The 18499-nt window shown below is 29.0% G+C and carries 16 protein-coding genes; 3 read left to right on the forward strand and 13 right to left on the reverse strand.

All coding sequences use genetic code 11. From position 1 onward, the window contains the following. Positions 1-97: 97 nt before the first annotated feature. From ACQPUW_RS15560 to ACQPUW_RS15595, 8 genes are all read right to left on the reverse strand, one after another. Positions 98-883, reverse strand: coding sequence for an endonuclease/exonuclease/phosphatase family protein (locus ACQPUW_RS15560; RefSeq protein WP_430838405.1), 786 nt, complete (start codon positions 881-883; stop codon positions 98-100). Positions 884-904: 21 nt separating this feature from the next. Then, positions 905-3151 carry a TIM-barrel domain-containing protein gene (locus ACQPUW_RS15565; protein ID WP_430838406.1) on the reverse strand — a complete coding sequence of 749 codons (2247 nt, stop codon included), beginning with the start codon at positions 3149-3151 and terminating at the stop codon, positions 905-907. Positions 3152-3408: 257 nt separating this feature from the next. After that, a complete protein-coding gene (locus ACQPUW_RS15570) occupies positions 3409-4446 on the reverse strand; it encodes a ribonucleotide-diphosphate reductase subunit beta (protein WP_430838407.1) in 1038 nt (345 codons plus the stop codon). A 20-nt stretch (positions 4447-4466) separates the two neighbouring features. Continuing rightward, positions 4467-6686 (reverse strand): ribonucleoside-diphosphate reductase subunit alpha, encoded by a 2220-nt coding sequence (locus ACQPUW_RS15575; RefSeq protein ID WP_430838438.1) that lies wholly within the window; start codon positions 6684-6686, stop codon positions 4467-4469. A gap of 270 nt (positions 6687-6956) precedes the next feature. Further along, positions 6957-7121 (reverse strand): hypothetical protein, encoded by a 165-nt coding sequence (locus tag ACQPUW_RS15580; protein ID WP_430838408.1) that lies wholly within the window; start codon positions 7119-7121, stop codon positions 6957-6959. A gap of 147 nt (positions 7122-7268) precedes the next feature. Then, positions 7269-7625, reverse strand: a complete 357-nt coding sequence (locus ACQPUW_RS15585) for an arsenate reductase family protein (protein WP_430838409.1) — start codon at positions 7623-7625, stop codon at positions 7269-7271. Positions 7626-7673: 48 nt separating this feature from the next. Then, entirely contained in the window at positions 7674-9563 is a 1890-nt protein-coding gene (locus ACQPUW_RS15590; protein WP_430838410.1) for a histidine kinase dimerization/phospho-acceptor domain-containing protein, read from the reverse strand. Beyond that, entirely contained in the window at positions 9541-10224 is a 684-nt protein-coding gene (locus ACQPUW_RS15595; RefSeq protein ID WP_204595596.1) for a response regulator transcription factor, read from the reverse strand. Before ACQPUW_RS15595 ends, ACQPUW_RS15590 begins: the two co-directional genes overlap by 23 nt. 181 nt (positions 10225-10405) lie before the next feature. Here ACQPUW_RS15595 and ACQPUW_RS15600 point away from each other — a divergent pair, with 181 nt between their 5' ends. After that, on the forward strand, positions 10406-11146 hold the full coding sequence (locus ACQPUW_RS15600) for an ABC transporter ATP-binding protein (protein ID WP_430838411.1): 741 nt from the start codon (positions 10406-10408) through the stop codon (positions 11144-11146). After that, positions 11146-12720, forward strand: a complete 1575-nt coding sequence (locus ACQPUW_RS15605; RefSeq protein ID WP_430838412.1) for a putative ABC exporter domain-containing protein — start codon at positions 11146-11148, stop codon at positions 12718-12720. The genes ACQPUW_RS15600 and ACQPUW_RS15605 overlap by 1 nt, the downstream gene beginning before the upstream one ends. A gap of 90 nt (positions 12721-12810) precedes the next feature. Here ACQPUW_RS15605 and ACQPUW_RS15610 read toward each other — a convergent pair whose 3' ends face one another. Beyond that, on the reverse strand, positions 12811-12978 hold the full coding sequence (locus ACQPUW_RS15610; protein WP_430838413.1) for a hypothetical protein: 168 nt from the start codon (positions 12976-12978) through the stop codon (positions 12811-12813). A gap of 261 nt (positions 12979-13239) precedes the next feature. Here ACQPUW_RS15610 and ACQPUW_RS15615 point away from each other — a divergent pair, with 261 nt between their 5' ends. Further along, the gene (locus ACQPUW_RS15615) at positions 13240-14097 is read left to right on the forward strand and encodes a YitT family protein (RefSeq protein WP_221859573.1); all 858 of its coding nucleotides are present in this window, start codon (positions 13240-13242) and stop codon (positions 14095-14097) included. Positions 14098-14176: 79 nt separating this feature from the next. On the opposite strand, the gene ACQPUW_RS15620 is transcribed toward ACQPUW_RS15615, so the two are convergent. From ACQPUW_RS15620 to ACQPUW_RS15635, 4 genes are all read right to left on the reverse strand, one after another. After that, the gene (locus tag ACQPUW_RS15620) at positions 14177-14734 is read right to left on the reverse strand and encodes a Fe-S-containing hydro-lyase (protein WP_430838414.1); all 558 of its coding nucleotides are present in this window, start codon (positions 14732-14734) and stop codon (positions 14177-14179) included. An 18-nt stretch (positions 14735-14752) separates the two neighbouring features. Further along, positions 14753-15595: a fumarate hydratase gene (locus tag ACQPUW_RS15625; RefSeq protein WP_430838415.1), complete on the reverse strand. Its 843-nt coding sequence runs from the start codon at positions 15593-15595 to the stop codon at positions 14753-14755. Between the two features lie 146 nt (positions 15596-15741). After that, positions 15742-16434 (reverse strand): N-acetylmuramoyl-L-alanine amidase, encoded by a 693-nt coding sequence (locus tag ACQPUW_RS15630; RefSeq protein ID WP_430838416.1) that lies wholly within the window; start codon positions 16432-16434, stop codon positions 15742-15744. 153 nt (positions 16435-16587) lie between these two features. Beyond that, positions 16588-18192, reverse strand: a complete 1605-nt coding sequence (locus tag ACQPUW_RS15635) for a Na/Pi cotransporter family protein (RefSeq protein ID WP_430838439.1) — start codon at positions 18190-18192, stop codon at positions 16588-16590. Positions 18193-18499: the final 307 nt, after the last annotated feature.

Genomic DNA, 18499 nt, shown 5'->3' on the forward strand with positions numbered 1-18499 from the left:
CCATAAATTACACTTACTATTTTAAATTACATAGATTTATTATCTTAATAATGAGCTAAATTATATTTCTAGCTATAAATTTTATAATCCTATCCTTTTAATTTATCTCAAGCTCTGCAATTACCGGATAATGATCTGATGGGTATCCATTATATATTGTTCTATCATCTATATATAATTTGTTACAAGTGATCCCACTCGCTATTAGTATAAAGTCTATTATTCCGCCATCATACCCTCCTTTAAAATCATGGAAAGTACCTTTTATACTATGGCTTACTTCATCATAGACATTTCTTAAGTAAGAATCACCTATCTTAAACTCCTTTATAATATCAAAAACTTCATCACCTAAATAACAATTAAAATCTCCCATTATAATAAATGGTACTTTACTAGATTTAAATTCTAATCTAGCAAAATGTAATATTATTTTTATTCCCTCCTCTCTAGCTAGTTTACTTTCATGGTCTAGGTGAGTATTATAAATTATAAATTCTTTTCCCGATTTCTTTTCCTTAAATTTTGCCCATGTACAAATTCTTGTGCATGCACTATTAAAGCTTTTACTTCCTTTTACTAATGGTGTTTCAGATAACCAAAATTGCTTCCATTTAATTAGTTCTAATTCATCTTTTTTATAAAATATTGCACTATATTCTCCTTTATCAAAGCCATCACGACCTTCTCCAACAAAAGAATATTCTTCTAATTCATTACTCATATCATTAAGCATATGAATAAGCCCTTCTTGAGTTCCGATACATAGAGGATTATTATCTTTTATTATTTTACTTATCCTTTTTAACCTAATCTCCCAATCATTTGTTCCATCATCTATAAAATCATACTTTAAGTTAAAGGTCATAAAATTATTTCTCATAGCTTCTCCTTATTTTCTATATTATTTTATAAAAATAAACCCAACTTCCTCTTCTTCTATACTGTGATGTATATAGTCTATACTTGTACATTCTTTGCTGCATTTTACTTTAGATAAATTATATTTGCCTTCTTTATATTCCATAGTGTTTCCATCATCAAAGTAATGTAATGTACTAGCTTCTTCGCCATATACTTTAAATGTAACCTTATCTGGTCTATTCTCTACATTCATGTAGCTCTCTGTGTAAGTAGGTATTATACTTCCTTCTTTTACAAACACTAATATATCTTCTAATTCACAATCTAATTTGTATCTTTTATTTCCTTCATATTTTTTATTTGTATGATAGTTGTACCAATTTCCCTCTGGTAAGTATACGACCTTACTTCTTTCGCCTTCGCAAAGTACTGGAGCAATTAACATTTTATCTCCAAGCATAAATTCTTCTTTCATGTTTTGAACATTCTTATCCTTTGGAAATTCCATAACTAGTGGTCTAAATACAGGTAGTCCACTATTATGTGATTCATAGAACAAATCATATATATATGGTAATAATTCATATCTCAGCTTTATTGCAGCCTTTGATATATCTTCTGTTTTTTCTCCAAATGCCCAAGGTTCTTGTCTTCTTGTATACATATTTGAGTGATTTCTAAATATAGGCAAGAATGTTCCAAGTTGCATCCATCTTATAAATAGCTCTTCTGTTACATCTAATCCAAATCCACCTACATCATTTCCTACAAATGAGAATCCACTTATACCTAAATTAGCATTCATTGATATAGACATTCTCATTTGACTCCAAAGACTCATATTATCTCCTGTCCATACTGAAGAATATCTTTGCCCACCTGCATATGTTGCTCTTGTCATTGAGAATTCTCTTTTATTTTTATCTAATTCCTTTTGTGCCTCATGAGAACATCTACTCATTTCAAGTCCATATCTATTATGGAATCCTTTATGTTCAATTGTGCCATAATCACTGTTATGAATACATGACTCTAACATAGTCTTATGATCATTATTGAATACACAAGGCTCATTCATATCATTCCATATACCATCTATATTATATTTAGATATAAATGACTTTAACTCTGATTTCCACCACTTTCTACATTCCTCATTAGAGAAATCAGGAAAAGCACTATCCCCTGGCCATACTGCACCAACAAATACCTCACCATCTAACTTTTTAGTAAAGTGCCCTAATTCTTTTCCTCTTTTATATACTTCGTAATCTTCATCTACCTTAACTCCTGGATCTAATATTGTTATAGTCTTTATTCCTTTTTCTTTTAGTCTATTTATAAGTCCAGCCGCATCATCAAAATGTGGTGTTTTAAATGTCATTACCCTAAAGCCATCCATATAATCTATATCTAAATAAACTACATCTAGTGGTATCTCCTTTTCTTCAAAGGTCTTTACTAGTTCATCAACTTCCTCTTGAGTGAAATAACTAAATCTATTTTGCTGATATCCAAGACTCCATAGCGGAGGCATTTCCATTTTCCCTGTCAAGTTTGAATACTCTTGTACAACTTCCTTTATATCATCACCTAAGATAAAGTAATATTGAATTTGTCCACCATTTGCTCCAAAGAATATTCTATCTCCATATTGCTTTCCCATATCAAAGAAGCTTCTAAAACTATTATCAAAGAATAATCCATAACAGCTCTCTTCCTTTAAGCCAACGTAAAAAGGTATTGTCTTATAATACATTGTTGAATTATCATCAGTTTCAGGATCATCTGTATTATAATTTTCTGTATAGCTTCCCTTCTTATTTAAATCTCCACCTTTTTCTCCGAGTCCATAGTAGGCATGACAATCATTTATCTTTGATATATATATAGTTCCTTCATCATCTTTAAAAGAAGGCTCAAAATCCTCACAAACAACATTTCCTTCTATATCTTCAAATCTAACTTCACTAGTTAATTTATTTATTATAGTAACTATCCTTCTACCCTTTATTACAATATCATTTCCCACTTCTTCTACATCTAAGTTAATACTAGTATTATTGGAGTTTAGTATAACTGCATTAGTTTCTATTGATTTCTCATTTTTCTCCCCTAAGAAAACCTTTACTATAGAATCATTAAAATAGATTATCTCCAGCTTAATTGATGAGAAATACACTTCCACACTATTATCACTTACAATATAATCTCTATATGCTCTAAGTCCACCTTTATAACTTTTAAATTCTTTGCTTAAAGTCTCCCTATAATTTAATTGACTCATATTCTCTTACTCCTTTTTATAAATGATATATTTTTCATTTTAATAATTTTATCATTTTAAAATTGTAATTTCACTGTTTTGAAATAAGAGTATCTATTTACATATACTTTTTACACGATATATATAATAAGTACATCTTTATAATAAAAAATACTTTGCTTTAATAAAAAAATACACATAATAAGCTTAACTATTATGTGTATTTTACTTATTTATATTTCTATAAAGAAACTATTTTGAGATAGTTCTCTTAATTCTTATAAATCATCTATTAATGTTGCTGCTTTTGCATATGCAGTTGATTTAGCTTCAAAGAAGTCTGTCTTAACTGAATTTGCATTCGCTTGTCTATCAACCCATTCCGCTGGATTAGTATCATATCCGTCATATAAAGGATCTAGTCCTATAGCTTTTAATCTCATATTACCTAAGTACTTTATATAATCTTCAATAAGTTTTTTATTTATTCCTTGTATACTATCGCCTATTACATAGTGGCCCCATGCAATTTCGTTTTCTACTCCAGTTTTCATCATTTCTATTAATTCAGTCTTTAGCTCTTCAGTAAACATTTCAGGTTCTTCTTTTTGAAGTTCTCTTATTATACTTCTAAATAACCAAAGATGAGTATTTTCATCTCTATTTATATATCTTATTTCTTGTGCTGAACCTGGCATCTTACCATTTCTCTCTAAGTTATAGAAGAACATAAATCCTGAATAGAAGTAGATTCCTTCTAGTATATAATTAGCCATTATTGTTTTCATTAAGTTATGTCTTGTTGGCTCATTTACAAATGTATTATATTGATCACCTATAAACTTATTTCTTTCAAGAAGTATTTTGTCATCCTTCCATTGATAAAGAATTTCGTTTCTTTTCTCTGGTGAACATATTGTATCTAGCATATAACTATAACTTTGTGAATGAACAGCTTCTTGGAATGCTTGTATTGTTAAGCAAAGATTAACTTCACTTGCTGTTATATAATTGTTTATATTCCCAAGATTAGCAGTTTGTATTGAATCTAAGAATATTAAGAATGAAAGAATCTTATCGTAAGCTGTTCTTTCTTCTTCCGTTAATTTCTTATAATCCTTTAAGTCTTGTGCTAAATTTATTTCTTCTGGTATCCAGAAATTATTCATACCTTGTCTGTACCAATCTGATACCCAAGTATACTTCATATTATTAAAATCATTAAGATTTGTAGTATTCCCATTTATCATTCTTTTTTTTGAAGTTTCTGTATCTCCAAACTCATTAAAAAGTGGTTTTTTATTTATATCAAACATGTAGTAATACCTCCCAAATTCTAAGCAGAACAGCTCTCACAATCACCAACTTCAAGTGATTTACTTCTAACATAATATATTGATTTTACACCTGATTTGCATGCTTCTATATAAAGATTCATTATTGCTCTCATTGTATAATTTGTTGTTATATAAAGATTGAATGATTGACCTTGATCAATATGTCTCTGTCTTACTCCATTCATCTTTATACACCATTCTTGGTCTATATTATAAGCAGAATTATAATACCAATATGTTTCTTCTGAAAGATTAGGAGCAGTCTTTGGAACTATACTTCCCTTCTTTTCTTCAAGCCAGAATCTTGATATTACAGGGTCTACCCCTTCTGAAGTTCCAGCTAGAGTTGCAGTTGATCCATTTGGTGCAATTGCCATAAGATATCCGTTTCTCATTCCATACTTTTTAACTTCAGCTTGAAGTTCATTCCATCTATCTGAGTTATACTCTCTTATCTTAAAATAATCTCCATTTTCCCAATCTGATCCTTCAAATACACTATAACTTCCCTTTTCTTTTGCAATTTTCATACTTGCTTTTATTGCATAATAGTTTATATTCTCATATACTTTATCTGCAAATTCTTTATGTTCTTCTGCTGTAAAGTGAACTCTATTATTTGCAAGCATATGGTGATATCCAGATGTTCCAAGACCTACACCTCTATACTTCTTGTTAGTTACTTCTGCATATGGTACTGAATAGTAATTTAAATCAATAACATTATCCATAGCTCTTATTTGAGTTTCAACTACATATTCAATCTCTTCTTCTCTTGTAACATCAACATTTCCAAGAACAACTGATGAAAGGTTACATACAACAAAATCTCCAGCCTTAGTCTTTTCAACAACAACCTTTTCTCCATCTTCATCTATTATCTCTGACTTTTGTATATTCATAGGACTCATATTTTGCATTATCTCTGTACAAAGATTTGATGAATATATAGTTCCAGTATGTTTATTAGGATTCATTTTGTTTGCAGCATCTCTATAAAATGCAAATGGTGTTCCAGTTTCAGCTGCGCTCTTAATTATAAGACGTACTATATCTTTTATTTTCATAACACGCTTATCAATTCTTTCATCATTTACGCAGTCATAATATCTTTTTTCCCATTCATCCCCGTAGAAATCTTCTAATGAATATCCTTTAACCTGTCTTATCTCATGTGGGCACATCATATACCAGTTACCATCTATATCTTCTTCTGCCATCTTCCAGAAAAGATTTGGATAGCATAACCCTGGGAATACATCATGAGCTTTCTTTCTATCATCCCCATTGTTTGTCCTTACTTGAAGGAACTCTGGGATATCTTTATGCCATGCATCAAGCCATATGGCAACTGATCCATTTCTTACACCTAATTGATCTACTGCTATAGCTGTATCATTAAATAATTTAACCCATGGTATTACTCCACCTGAAGCTCCCTTAAATCCTCTTATTGGTGATCCAAGTGCTCTTATCTTACCTATATATATGCCCATTCCGCCACCAAATTTTGATACCTCTGAGAAGTTATCAAGTGATTTATATATTCCCTTTAAACTATCATTTACTGTATCTATAAAACATGAACTCAGTTGATAGAAAGGCTTTCTTGCATTAGCCATTGTAGGAGTTGCCATTGTTGCTTTAAGTGAACTTAAAACATCATAAAATCTCTTTGCCCAGTATATTCTTCTCTCTGGCTTTTCAGGTATAGCTAAATGCATCGCTATTCCCATAAACATTTGCTGTGGTAACTCTAAGACTTTTCTGTTGAAATTTTCAACTAGATATCTTCCACTTAATAATTTTATTCCGCTATATGTGAATAGAAAATCTCTTTCTGGTTTTAATTCTCTTTCTAATTCATATACATCCTCTTTTGAGTAATTTTCTAATATATATTCTCCGTATAACTTTTGTTCTGTTAAGCTTTCTATAAATCCATATAAATCATTATATGGATTCTCTTCATTCCCTAGGCCCCTATTTTTTCTTACTTCATCGTAAAGCTTATATACATGTAACTTAGAAGCTACATATTGCCAATCTGGCTCCATATCTGTAGTAAGTTCTAATGAAACCTGAATTAATGAATCTCTTATCTCCAAATGATCCATTCCAGGTCTTATTATTAAATCTAACTTTTCTTTTAATCTATCTATAGTGTACGTTTCAGAATCACTAATTGATTCTAACCCTAATGCACAAAGCTCCTGTATTCTATCCACCAAAGTCCCCTCCAACAATATGTAGTATATTAATATTATGTTTTTACCAAACCAACACAATATATTGACTTAATATATTATAGTTTTTATAAAGTAATGTGTAAAATTTTATAAAGCTTACTATTGTATCTTATTGCGTAATTTTATCTAATAAGCTTTAAATATCTCTCTTTTTTAATAACTTTTATCCTTTGACAATCCAAACTATAAGACATTAATTATTTATACATTATATGGTTTTAAATTTATAAATTTTATAACCTACTCTCTCCACTCCTCACTTTCTATGTATAGGCATCCAGCTCCTAATGCTATTATCATTCCTGCAAATAAAGATATTATTCTTGCATTGTGAACTATTAAAAATAATAGTCCTACAATTATAATTGTAATATTCATAATCATCTTTACAGTTCTCATATTCATAGATACATCTCCTATAAAATAATTAAATCTTACCTTTATTATATGTAAAAACATGTATTATCTATACAATTTTCCAAGTATATCCCTATATTTTTATCTATTATAATTATAAAAAAAGAAACCCGTATTAACGGGCTTCTAATATCTTTATTTTAAATTACTTTCCCACTCTGCTTCTTTGAAGCCAATAAGAACTTTATCTTCACCTATTATAAGTGGTCTTTTAACCATCATTCCATCAGAAGCTAATATGTTTAGAAGTTCCTCTTGTGATAAAGTCTTAACCTTATCTTTCATGCCTTGCTCTCTATAAAGAACCCCACTAGTATTAAAGAATTTCTTTATTTCTAATCCACTTTTATCAAGCCATGCTTTTAATTCTTCTTTAGTTGGATTTTCTATCTTTATATCTCTATCTATAAAATCTATATTGTTTTCTTCTAACCATTTCTTTGCTCTCTTACATGTTGTGCATTTTGGATATTCAACAAATAAATAACTCATATCTTCTCTCCTTTAATAATTATCAGATAATATTTACTATTAATTATATCATACCCCTTTTATATTTTCATCTATATTAATGATGTTTGGGTTAAAAGGAAGGAATACATAAATTTTAAATAGATCCCCGTCTCTCTTTATCCTTGTTGTTCCACCATGAAGTTCAACTATACTTCTAGTAATTGCAAGCCCAAGTCCAGAACCTTCCACTGATGAAGTTCTTGACTTATCTCCTCTCGCAAATCTTTCAAAAATTTCTGTTTCATTAAAGTCCATTTCATAATTTGCAACATTCTTAAATGAGATTAATACACCGTTATCATCTTTTATTATTTTTGCATATACTCTTGTATCTTCTAAAGAATACTTTAAAGAATTTATTGCTATATTTTCTATAACCCTAGATATCATTATTCCATCTAAGTCCATTATAATCTCATCTTCATCACACTCTACTTTAAATTCTATACCTTTATCTTCATAAAGAGATGAGTACTCACCTATTACTTGATATATAAGAGATACTATGTCTATCTCTTCCTTGTGAAGCTGAAGTCTTCCAGAGTTTATTTTAGATACTTCAAATAAATCTTCAATAAGAGTTTTTAGTTTGTTAGACTTTTGCTCTAATATCTTTAAGTAATCCATTCTCTCTTCTTCTGATATCCTAGAATCTTGAAGTATATTTACATAATTAATTATTGATGTAAGAGGTGTCTTTAAATCATGGGACACATTTGATATAAGCTCTGTTTTCAGCTTTTCATTCTGAAGTGCTTCATCTACAGCTACATTATATCCTTCCTTCATCTTATTTATATTTTCTATAAGCTCTCTAATTTCAATTCCACCTATTTCTTTTACTGAATGATCAAAGTTACCGTCATTTATTATTTTTACATCATCTTTAACCATTCCAATTTCAATATTTCTTTTTATTGAATACATTACACCACCCATAGGTAATGCTACTATAAGTAAACTTCCCTTAAATGGATATGCTTCAAAGAAGTTTACTATTATATTATTCTTATCTCCACCTAAAGCTAAAAGGTATAAATATATTATATAGAATATAATGCTAACTACTATAGCTGTTAACATTGCTCTTCGTGGACCTTTATACTTAAATACATGTTTAAATATATATATTATATCTTTTATTACATTTCCTCTTAATTCCACTCTTCCTTTTTTGCTTAAGAATACATAAATAATCTTACATATTAAGAATATATCTATTACAAGAATGGATATAAAAAGATAGAATTCTTTAACATCTGCATTTAAGACCTCTGCATAATTACTTTGTTGTGTATAATATATTTCCTCAAAGTTTTTTAATACTTTTTCTGAATATGTTATATTGTCATTACCGGTTGATTTTGAGTCCTCTACAACTTTATTATATATGTTTACATTATTACAGCTATATGTAACAATATTCTCACCTTTATACTTCTCATTAATTACCTTATAAAGATTTTCACCTTGTATCTTCTTTACACCTTGAAAGAATGGGTCATTAGTAAATATATCATCATTAAATTTATTTCTTATTACGAAATATATATTTTCAGGTAATCCACCTTTCTCTGTATCAGTTCCTTTATTTGAATAAAAGCTATTATCATATATATTATTTCTAAGTGCATCTTTTTCATTTTCTGTTGAATATAAAAATTTATTTAAACCATTAGTTCTCTTATAGATATCTTCACTTAATAATTTACTATCATTTTTTAATGAATTCTTATAAAATGCATCCTTATCAAAGACAGCTTCCATTACTCCCGTGCCATCTTTAGCTTGTGGACTATTTATATATTTTACTGATATATCTATACATAGCATTGTTATTATAACCACTATTACTATCTCTATAAGCCAAATATTATTGAAATATTTTTTCATTTTATTTTTCAATCTTATATCCAATTCCCCATACCACCTTTATATATTCAGGCTCTTTAGTATTAATCTCAATTTTTTCTCTTATTCTTCTTATATGGACAGTTACTGTATTTTCACTTTTATAAAATGGTTCTTCCCAAACCTTTTCGTATATTTCTTTAATTGAAAATACTCTTCCAAGGTTTGACGCCAAAAGTACAAGTATCTTATATTCTGTTGCTGTAACTTTTATTTCTTCATCTCTAACTGTAACACTTTTCGCAACTGTATCTATTTCTAAATCTTTTACCTTTATAAAATCTTTATTCTCCATAGATAATGGACTTTCATATCTTCTAAGCTGTGACTTAACCCTTGCCACAAGTTCTAAATGATTGAATGGTTTTGTTATATAATCATCCGCTCCTACATTTAATCCTAGAATTTTATCTGAATCTTCCCCTTTTGCTGAAAGCATTATTATAGGAATATTATTATTCTCCCTAACCTTTAGACATGTTTTAATTCCATCCATCTTTGGCATCATTATATCAAGCACTATAAGGTGAATATTCTTTTCTTCTAATATCTCTAGAGCTTCTATTCCATTACTTGCATTAAATACTCTTAAGTTTTCACCTCTTAAGTAAATATTTATAGCATCTCTTATTTCTTTTTCGTCATCTACGACTAAAATATTAAACATAATCCTAGACACTCCTTTCCCTATAATTATATTATCGTAAATCAATAGAAAAAGCATCTACCTTTGTTACGAAATTATTAAGCTTACATCTAACTTAATTATACTATTAATGAATTTACAGGAAATTTCAATTATTATATTATATAACTATATAAGATTAATAAAAAGGGGGAAAATATTAATGCTTAAAATTAACAATTTAACAAAGTCTTTTAAAAAGGTTCCTGTACTAAAGGGTATAAGTTTTAATCTTAAAGCAGGTGAAGTATGTGTCCTTGCAGGTCCAAATGGAGCAGGTAAATCTACTACTATCAAATCTATCGCTGGACTTTTAAGATATGATGGTGAAATTCTTATAAATGGTGAATTAAATAAAAGCCCTAAAGGTAAAAAATACTTTTCATACGTTCCAGAACTTCCTGGATTATATCCTCTTCTAACAATAAGAGAACATATACTTTTTATTGCAAGAGCCTATGGTATTAAGGATTATGAGAATTATGCCAATTATTTATTTGATCTTTTTGATCTTGAGGATAAACTAGATAAATTAGGATCTGAATTATCAAAAGGTATGCAACAAAAAGTTAGTCTTTGCACCGCTCTTATAACTAATCCCAAACTTATATTACTTGATGAGCCTATGATAGGACTGGACCCTAAGGCTATTAAAGAGCTTAAGAATCTTATATTAAAGTTAAAAGATAACGGAACTGCTATTTTAATAAGCACTCACCTTCTTTCATCAGTTGAAGAATTATGGGATAGAGTTCTTCTTATGAAACTTGGAGAAATTGTTTTGGATAAAACTAAAAATGAGCTTGAAGAAGAACTTATGGAAAGTGGTGAAAGTTTAGAAGATATATTCTTTAAATACACTGAATCTAAAAAAGAAAATATTAGCATAGAAGGTGATATTTAATGAGTCCATTTTTATATTTAGCTAAACGAAATTTTATAAACTATTTTAAGAGTTTTAAGTCCAAGCCGTCAAAAGCTATACCCTATATATTTTTTATAATTATTTTAGGGTTTTCTTTCTCATCTGTATTTCTAGGAGAAAAAAATACTACATTTACTGACTCCAAAATATTTACTGGAATAGTTACTATAGCCTCTTTCTTATTCATTTTGATTGCCATCTATTCAGGTATAACTAGAAAGAGCTTTTCCTATTCTATGGCTGACGTTAACTTAATCTTCACTTCTGAAATAACTCCAACTAAAGTTTTACTTTATGGCTTTTTAAAAGAAATTGGATATGTCTTTGTATTTGGATTTTTCTTGATTTTTCAAATTCCTATGTTAATTGATAAGTTTGGAATTTCTACACAAGGAATCTTTATATTATTTATGCTAATTATATTAATATCTATTAGCACCAGTGCATTATCACTTATGATTTATGGAATATTTACTCATTTCCCTAAAGGAAAGCGAATAGCTAAAAATATATTTATATCTATTATAATTTTAATTTTTATTTATTTTGCTTTAACCATCTACAATCAAAGAGGAAGCTTATTCAATTCAATTTTAAATTTATCTAATGCTAATTTTTGGAACTTTGTTCCTTTGGTCGGCTTCTGCAAGGTTATTGGCGAATCTATCTTTAGTGGTTTCTCAATTCAATTACTATTATCTATAGTAGGATTAATTGTCTCTTCTGCTATTTTTATAAGTATCTTATGTAAACTTAATTTAGATTTTTATGAAGATGTATTATCTTCAGCTGAAACGCGTGAAGCTGCAATGAGCTATAAAAATAGTGGCTATGATGCTAAGCAATTAGACTATAGTAAGTTTAAGTATAAACCATGGACTAGAAAAAATGTAACAGATAATTATTCTTCTGAATTTTCTAAAGCCATTTTTAGAAGGCAATTACTTGAATATAAGAAGACTGGATTTTATTTTTTAAATATAATGACTTTAATTCTAGTATTAGGTACAATATTCTTTGCAAAGGTAGTTAAGGGGGATATCTTTATATTTCTTTGTATAATAGTATATCTTTTAGTATTGTCTGTTTCTGCCTCTAAATGGTCATTAGAATTTAATACTCCTACTATTTTTCTAATACCTGATAGTAGTGTAAAAAAGTTATTTTACTCAACCTTAACATCTATTATAAAAATATCTATAGATGGATTTATTGTATTTTTATTGGTTGGTACACTTCTTAAAGCAAGTCCTATAGAAATCTTTCTATGTATGATAACTTATATATCTTTTGGATTCTTAACTACTTATGGTGGAGTATTTAATTATAAAATATTTGATAGGGTCTCTAATCAAGTTACTAAATCTTTAGTTATGTTCTTTAGTATATTTATATATATAGCTCCTGCAATATTAATAGGTGCTTTTATAGGAATAAAACTTAGCTTTTTAGGTCACTATGCAATATATGCTGGTGTTATTATATATAATTTAATAGCTTCTATTATACTAATGAATCTTTCTAAAAGTATCTTTGATACTATAGAGCTTTAATACAAATATTAATTTTAAAACCTTAATATCTTTTGACTTCTTAATGAAAGTGTAATGAATCTTAAAAAAATTTGATTTGTTACACTTTTATTATTTACTTTCTAACCTTGTCTCTACATTTGTATTTATATTACTATCTTTACTTTTATCTTTATTATCTATTGAAACTTTTATTAATATACCTATACACACTACTATAAGTACAGCTAATATTACCTTTTTTGTCTTTAGATTACCTGGCAAATTTACTCTAAACATAATTATATCCTCTCTTTTTCTATTCTATATTATAATTATCCTTCATACTTACACTAATGTCTATAAAATATAATTGCTTAGTATAGCTATTGCTATATATTTAAAGCTATTAATAAATTTAATGATGTTATTCGTTGTATTCATGAAATTCACTTAAATCTAGCTAAAACCACTATTTTTTAAGCATTAACTTTATTTGATATTTTATATATAATAAACGAAGGTATTATATAAATTTTTACAGATACTTAGGAGAAGATCATGATTAAACTACTAAAAAGTAAAACCTTTATACTGGATGTAATTCTTATTTTTATTGGCTGTATTATAGCTTCACTTGGAGTTAATCTATTCTTAACTCATGCAAAGTTATTAAGTGGTGGAGCAACAGGGGTAGCACTTATATTTCAATACTTAACTGGCGTACAAGCTGGTATTGTTGTATTTATTATTAATCTACCTTTATTCTTAATAAGTTATAAACAGCTTAGTAAATCATTTACCCTTTATTCTGCAATAGGTATGGTTTCACTATCACTTGCACTTATTATAACTAAACCTCTTTCTGCATTAATTAAAGTAGATGACATATTACTTTATTGTATATATGGTGGTGTACTTTGTGGTGCAGGTTACGGACTTGTGTTTTTAAGAAATGGTTCAACAGGCGGTACTGACATTATAACTATGCTTATTAGAAAAAAATATTCAAGCTTTGAAATTGGTAAACTTGGATTTATATTAAATTGTATAATAGTTATAGTTGGAGCTATTATCTTTGGTATACCCAAAGCACTTTATACTCTATTATCTATCTTTGTTCAAGGTGTAGTACTAGATAGGGTTCTAAGAGGTCTTAATAGCAGAAAGCTTATGCTTATAATTACAAACGAAAGTCAAGCTATAATTAATTTTGTAATTAAAGATATGCATAGAGGTGTAACATCAATTCCAATAGAAGGTGAATATACTCATAAGAAGGCTAAAATGCTTTACTGTATAGTTACAACACGTGAAATGCTGTCATTAAAGAATGAAATTTATGCAGTAGATCCTATGGCATTTATAACAATAATGGATACATCTGAAGTTAAGGGTAAAGGCTTTAAGAGTGTATAGTCATATAAAAAATAAGGTAGAAATTCATTAAGAATCTCTACCTTATTTTTTATATCTTTATAATTATTCTTCCATATCTTTATTTAAGTGTTCTTTTGTAGTCTTCTCTTCCTTCTACATAAAGATTATTTCCTTCTGAATCTATAACCACAATTATAGGAAAATCTTTAACTTCTAGTCTTCTTATAGCCTCTGCGCCTAAATCCTCATAAAGAATTACCTCAGAGAATACTATGCTCTTACCTATAAGGGCCGCTGCTCCTCCAATTGCTCCAAAGTAAACTGCATTATTTTTCTTTATTGATTCGACTACTTCATCATTTCTTACTCCTTTGCCTATCATTCCTTTTAGACCTAAATCTAGAAGCTTTGGTGAATAAGCATCCATTCTATAACTTGTTGTTGGTCCTGCTGAACCTATAACTTGTCCTTCTTTAGCTGGAGTTGGCCCTACGTAATATACAATCTCATCTTTTATATTTATAGGTAACTCTTCGCCTTTATCTAAAAGTTCAATTAACCTCTTATGTGCTGCATCTCTCGCTGTATATATAGTACCAGATAAAAGTATTGAATCTCCACATTTTAAATCTTTAACCTTCTCCTCTGTTAAAGGTGTCATAATCTTTTTAACCATATACCTAAAACACTCCTTTTATATTACTGCTTCTTTATGCCTTGTTGCATGGCAGCTAATATTTACTGCAACAGGTAATCCTGCAATATGAGTTGGATAAACCTCAATATTTATCCCCAATGCTGTTGTTAATCCACCAAATCCTTGTGGACCAATTCCTAAACTGTTGATATCTTTAAGTAAATCTTTCTCAAGCTGTGCATAAAATTCATTTTTATTTTCTTCATTTATGGGTCTTAGTAAAGCTTTCTTTGAAAGATATGCAGCTTTATCAAAGGTTCCTCCAATACCAACTCCCACAATCATAGGTGGGCATGGATTAGGTCCAGCTTCCTCAACAGTTTTTAATATAAATCTCTTAACTCCTTCTAAACCATCAGATGGCTTAAGCATAGCAATCTTACTCATATTTTCTGATCCAAACCCCTTAGGCGCTACAGTTACTTTTACTTTATCACCCTTTACTAAATTATAATAAATAACTGCTGGAGTATTATCCTTAGTATTAACTCTATCTATAGGATCTTTAACTACTGACTTTCTCAAATATCCTTCTTCATATCCTCTTCGTACACCTTCATTGATAGCTTCCTCTATATCACCATCAATAAAGTGAACATCTTGTCCAACTTCTAAGAATATGCAAGCCATTCCAGTATCTTGGCACATTGGCATATTCTCATTTTTTGAGATATCTGCATTCTCAACTATTTTTCCTAACACTTCTTTTGCAATAGGATAACTCTCTCTATCCCTATAGTTAATCAAACTATCCTTTACATCATTCCCTATGTAATAATTAGCACTAATGCATAAATCCCTTACACTATCTCTAATTTTGTTTACACTAATCTCTCTCATAAAATCCATCTCCTCTCCTTCCTAGTTTATTAATTTTTTACTATTTTTACAAGATATTTTGATTATAGAATACAATTTTTTCTATAATTCTACAAAAGGGACTAATATTTTTTATTAGTCCCTAATTTCCTCGGAAATATATTAAATTATTCTAATATTGGCTTCTCCGGTTTTTCTTCAATATATTTATTTATTCCTTTAGTTATTGAATCAACTAACTTATTTTGATATGAATCGTCCTTTAAGTTTTGCTCATCATCATGATTTGATAAGAATCCACATTCAACTATAACATTCGCTCCTTCATATCCATCTCTAAGTATCTTATATGACTTTTTAGCATCCTTAGCAACTCTATGGTTAGCTGGCTGAAGTGTTTCCTTTACTGCACTTTGAATACTCTCTGCAAGCCCTTTACTCTTTTCGTCACTTGAGTACCAAACTTGAGTCCCCTTACTACTTGCACTTGTAAACATATTTTGATGAATAGATATAAACATATCGCATTTTGTTTCTTTCTTTTTGTCACATCTTAATTGCAAATCATCTTTCTTTTTATTTGATAGAGAGGTGTCCTCTTCTCTAGTCATATAAACATCATATCCCTCTTTCTTAAGTGCATCTCTTAGCTTTAAACTTATCTGAAGATTTATATCCTTTTCTATAGTTCCATTATTTGTTTTTGCTCCTCCATCCCAATCTCCATGCCCTGGATCAATTAATATTTTACAGTCCTTAGTTGATTCTTTTGAGTTTGATTGTACTGCATTTGTTTCTATTGGCATTATGCCTACTAATAATAGCATTAAGGCTATGCATATATTTTTTAAAATTTTCATATAGCTTATCCTCCTAAAAACTTATAATTTTATTATGTGATAAAAAATGTTTTTTATGATATATAAGCTTTTTGAAATTATATCCAAGAAAAAGGTATAAGTATTATATAAAAAAAGAAGCCAGATTTATATCTGGCTTCTTTTAAAATTTAATTATACTGCATTATTTTCTATTACACTTTCAGCAATATTTTTTGCATGATCTCCGATTCTTTCAAAATTTGAAATTAAATCTAGGAATATAGCTCCAGCATATGCATTGCATTTTCCATCATATAATCTCTTAATATGCTTATCTCTATAGCTCTTTTGAGATGAATTGATTCTTTCTTCAATACTATTTATTCCGTTAGCTTTCTTAACATCTCTGTTCTCGTAGCTATCTATAGCAAGTTGAAGAGCTGTTGTTGTGTAATTATATATTTCATATAATTCATCTATAGCATCTTGGCTATATTGTAATTTCTTATTTGATCTTTGTGCTGCAAGATCTGCTACATTTTCAGCATGATCTCCGATTCTTTCTATATCATTTATTATGTGGAATGTTGAAGCAACAATTCCAGTTTCCTTATCTGATAGCTCACACTTCGCTAATTTAACTAGATAAGTCGTTATAGATTCTTCTAATACATTTATTATCTCTTCATTATCATAAACCTTCTTTATAAGCTCTTCATCCTCTTTCATGAATGCTTCCATTGATAATTCAAGATTTTGTTTTGCTTTGTTAGCCATTCTTATAGTTTCTTTTATAACTTGTCCAGCTGCAATAACTGGAGTTTCAAGTAATCTATCATCTATATACTTAGGACCAACCTTTTCTATCTCATCCTCTCCTGGAACTAGCTTATTAACAGCTAATATCAGATACTTTCTAAGAGGTAACATTACTGCTGTATTTGCTATATTGAATACTGTATGTGAATTTGCTATTTGTCTTTCAACATCGTCAGGGCTCATATTTATAACTAATGTACCAAGCATGTTTATAAATGGTATAAATAGTATTGTACCACCTACATTAAATATTAAATGTAAAAATGCTGCTTTATGTGCAGTCTTATTTGTACCAACACTTGCAAGCATAGCTGTTATACATGTACCAATATTACATCCAAATAATATTGGAAGAGCAGCTCTTATATCAATTGCACCTGCTGTTGCAAGGGCAATAAGTATACCTGTTGTTGCTGATGAACTTTGAAGTATAGCTGTAATTGCTGCACCAGCTATTATACCTATAAACATATTATTACTTATAGCAACTACTAGCTGTTCAAACATAGGTGATGATGCAAGTGGTTTCATAGCTCCACTCATCATTCCCATACCAGTAAATAATATACCGAATCCTAGTATTATGTTACCAATATCTCTTCTCTTTTTAGCTTTTGCAAGCATAACCATAGCTGCACCAACAAATACGAATAATGGTGCTATTTGATCAAGCTTAAATGCAACTAATTGAGCTGTTATTGTTGTACCTATATTAGCACCCATTATTACTCCAGCAGCTTGTGCTAAGTTCATAAGTCCTGCATTAACGAAACCAACAACCATTACTGTAGTTGCACTACTACTTTGTATTACAGCAGTAACTGCTGCCCCAACTAGCACTGCAATTATAGGGTTTGATGTAACTTTCTCAAGGATCTTCTTTAATCCCTCTCCGGCTGCATTTTCTAGTCCATCTCCCATTAATTTCATTCCGTAAAGGAATAGTCCTAGACCACCCATTAAGCTTATAATCGTCATTACTATAGAATTCAAATTTTTATCCTCCATCCCAAAAAGAAATTTATTTAATCAAATTAATATTTATATTCTGAATTTTACAATCTAAGTGTACATTATTTCTTAACATTTGTTAATATTTATTCTTATTTTTTAACTTAGATTTAATATAAACTTACTTTTATTCCCATTTATTCTTCGTAAATATCTTTTATATTAAAAATTTATATATTTCTTATTAAATTTATGTATATTAATTGAACTTCGGACAAAGTATAAGTGCCATAATAATATAAAATTCTACAAAAAAAGAGAAGAGTATAAAACT

Source organism: Clostridium sardiniense (assembly GCF_050584765.1).
In the GTDB taxonomy this organism is placed as follows: domain Bacteria; phylum Bacillota; class Clostridia; order Clostridiales; family Clostridiaceae; genus Clostridium; species Clostridium sardiniense_A.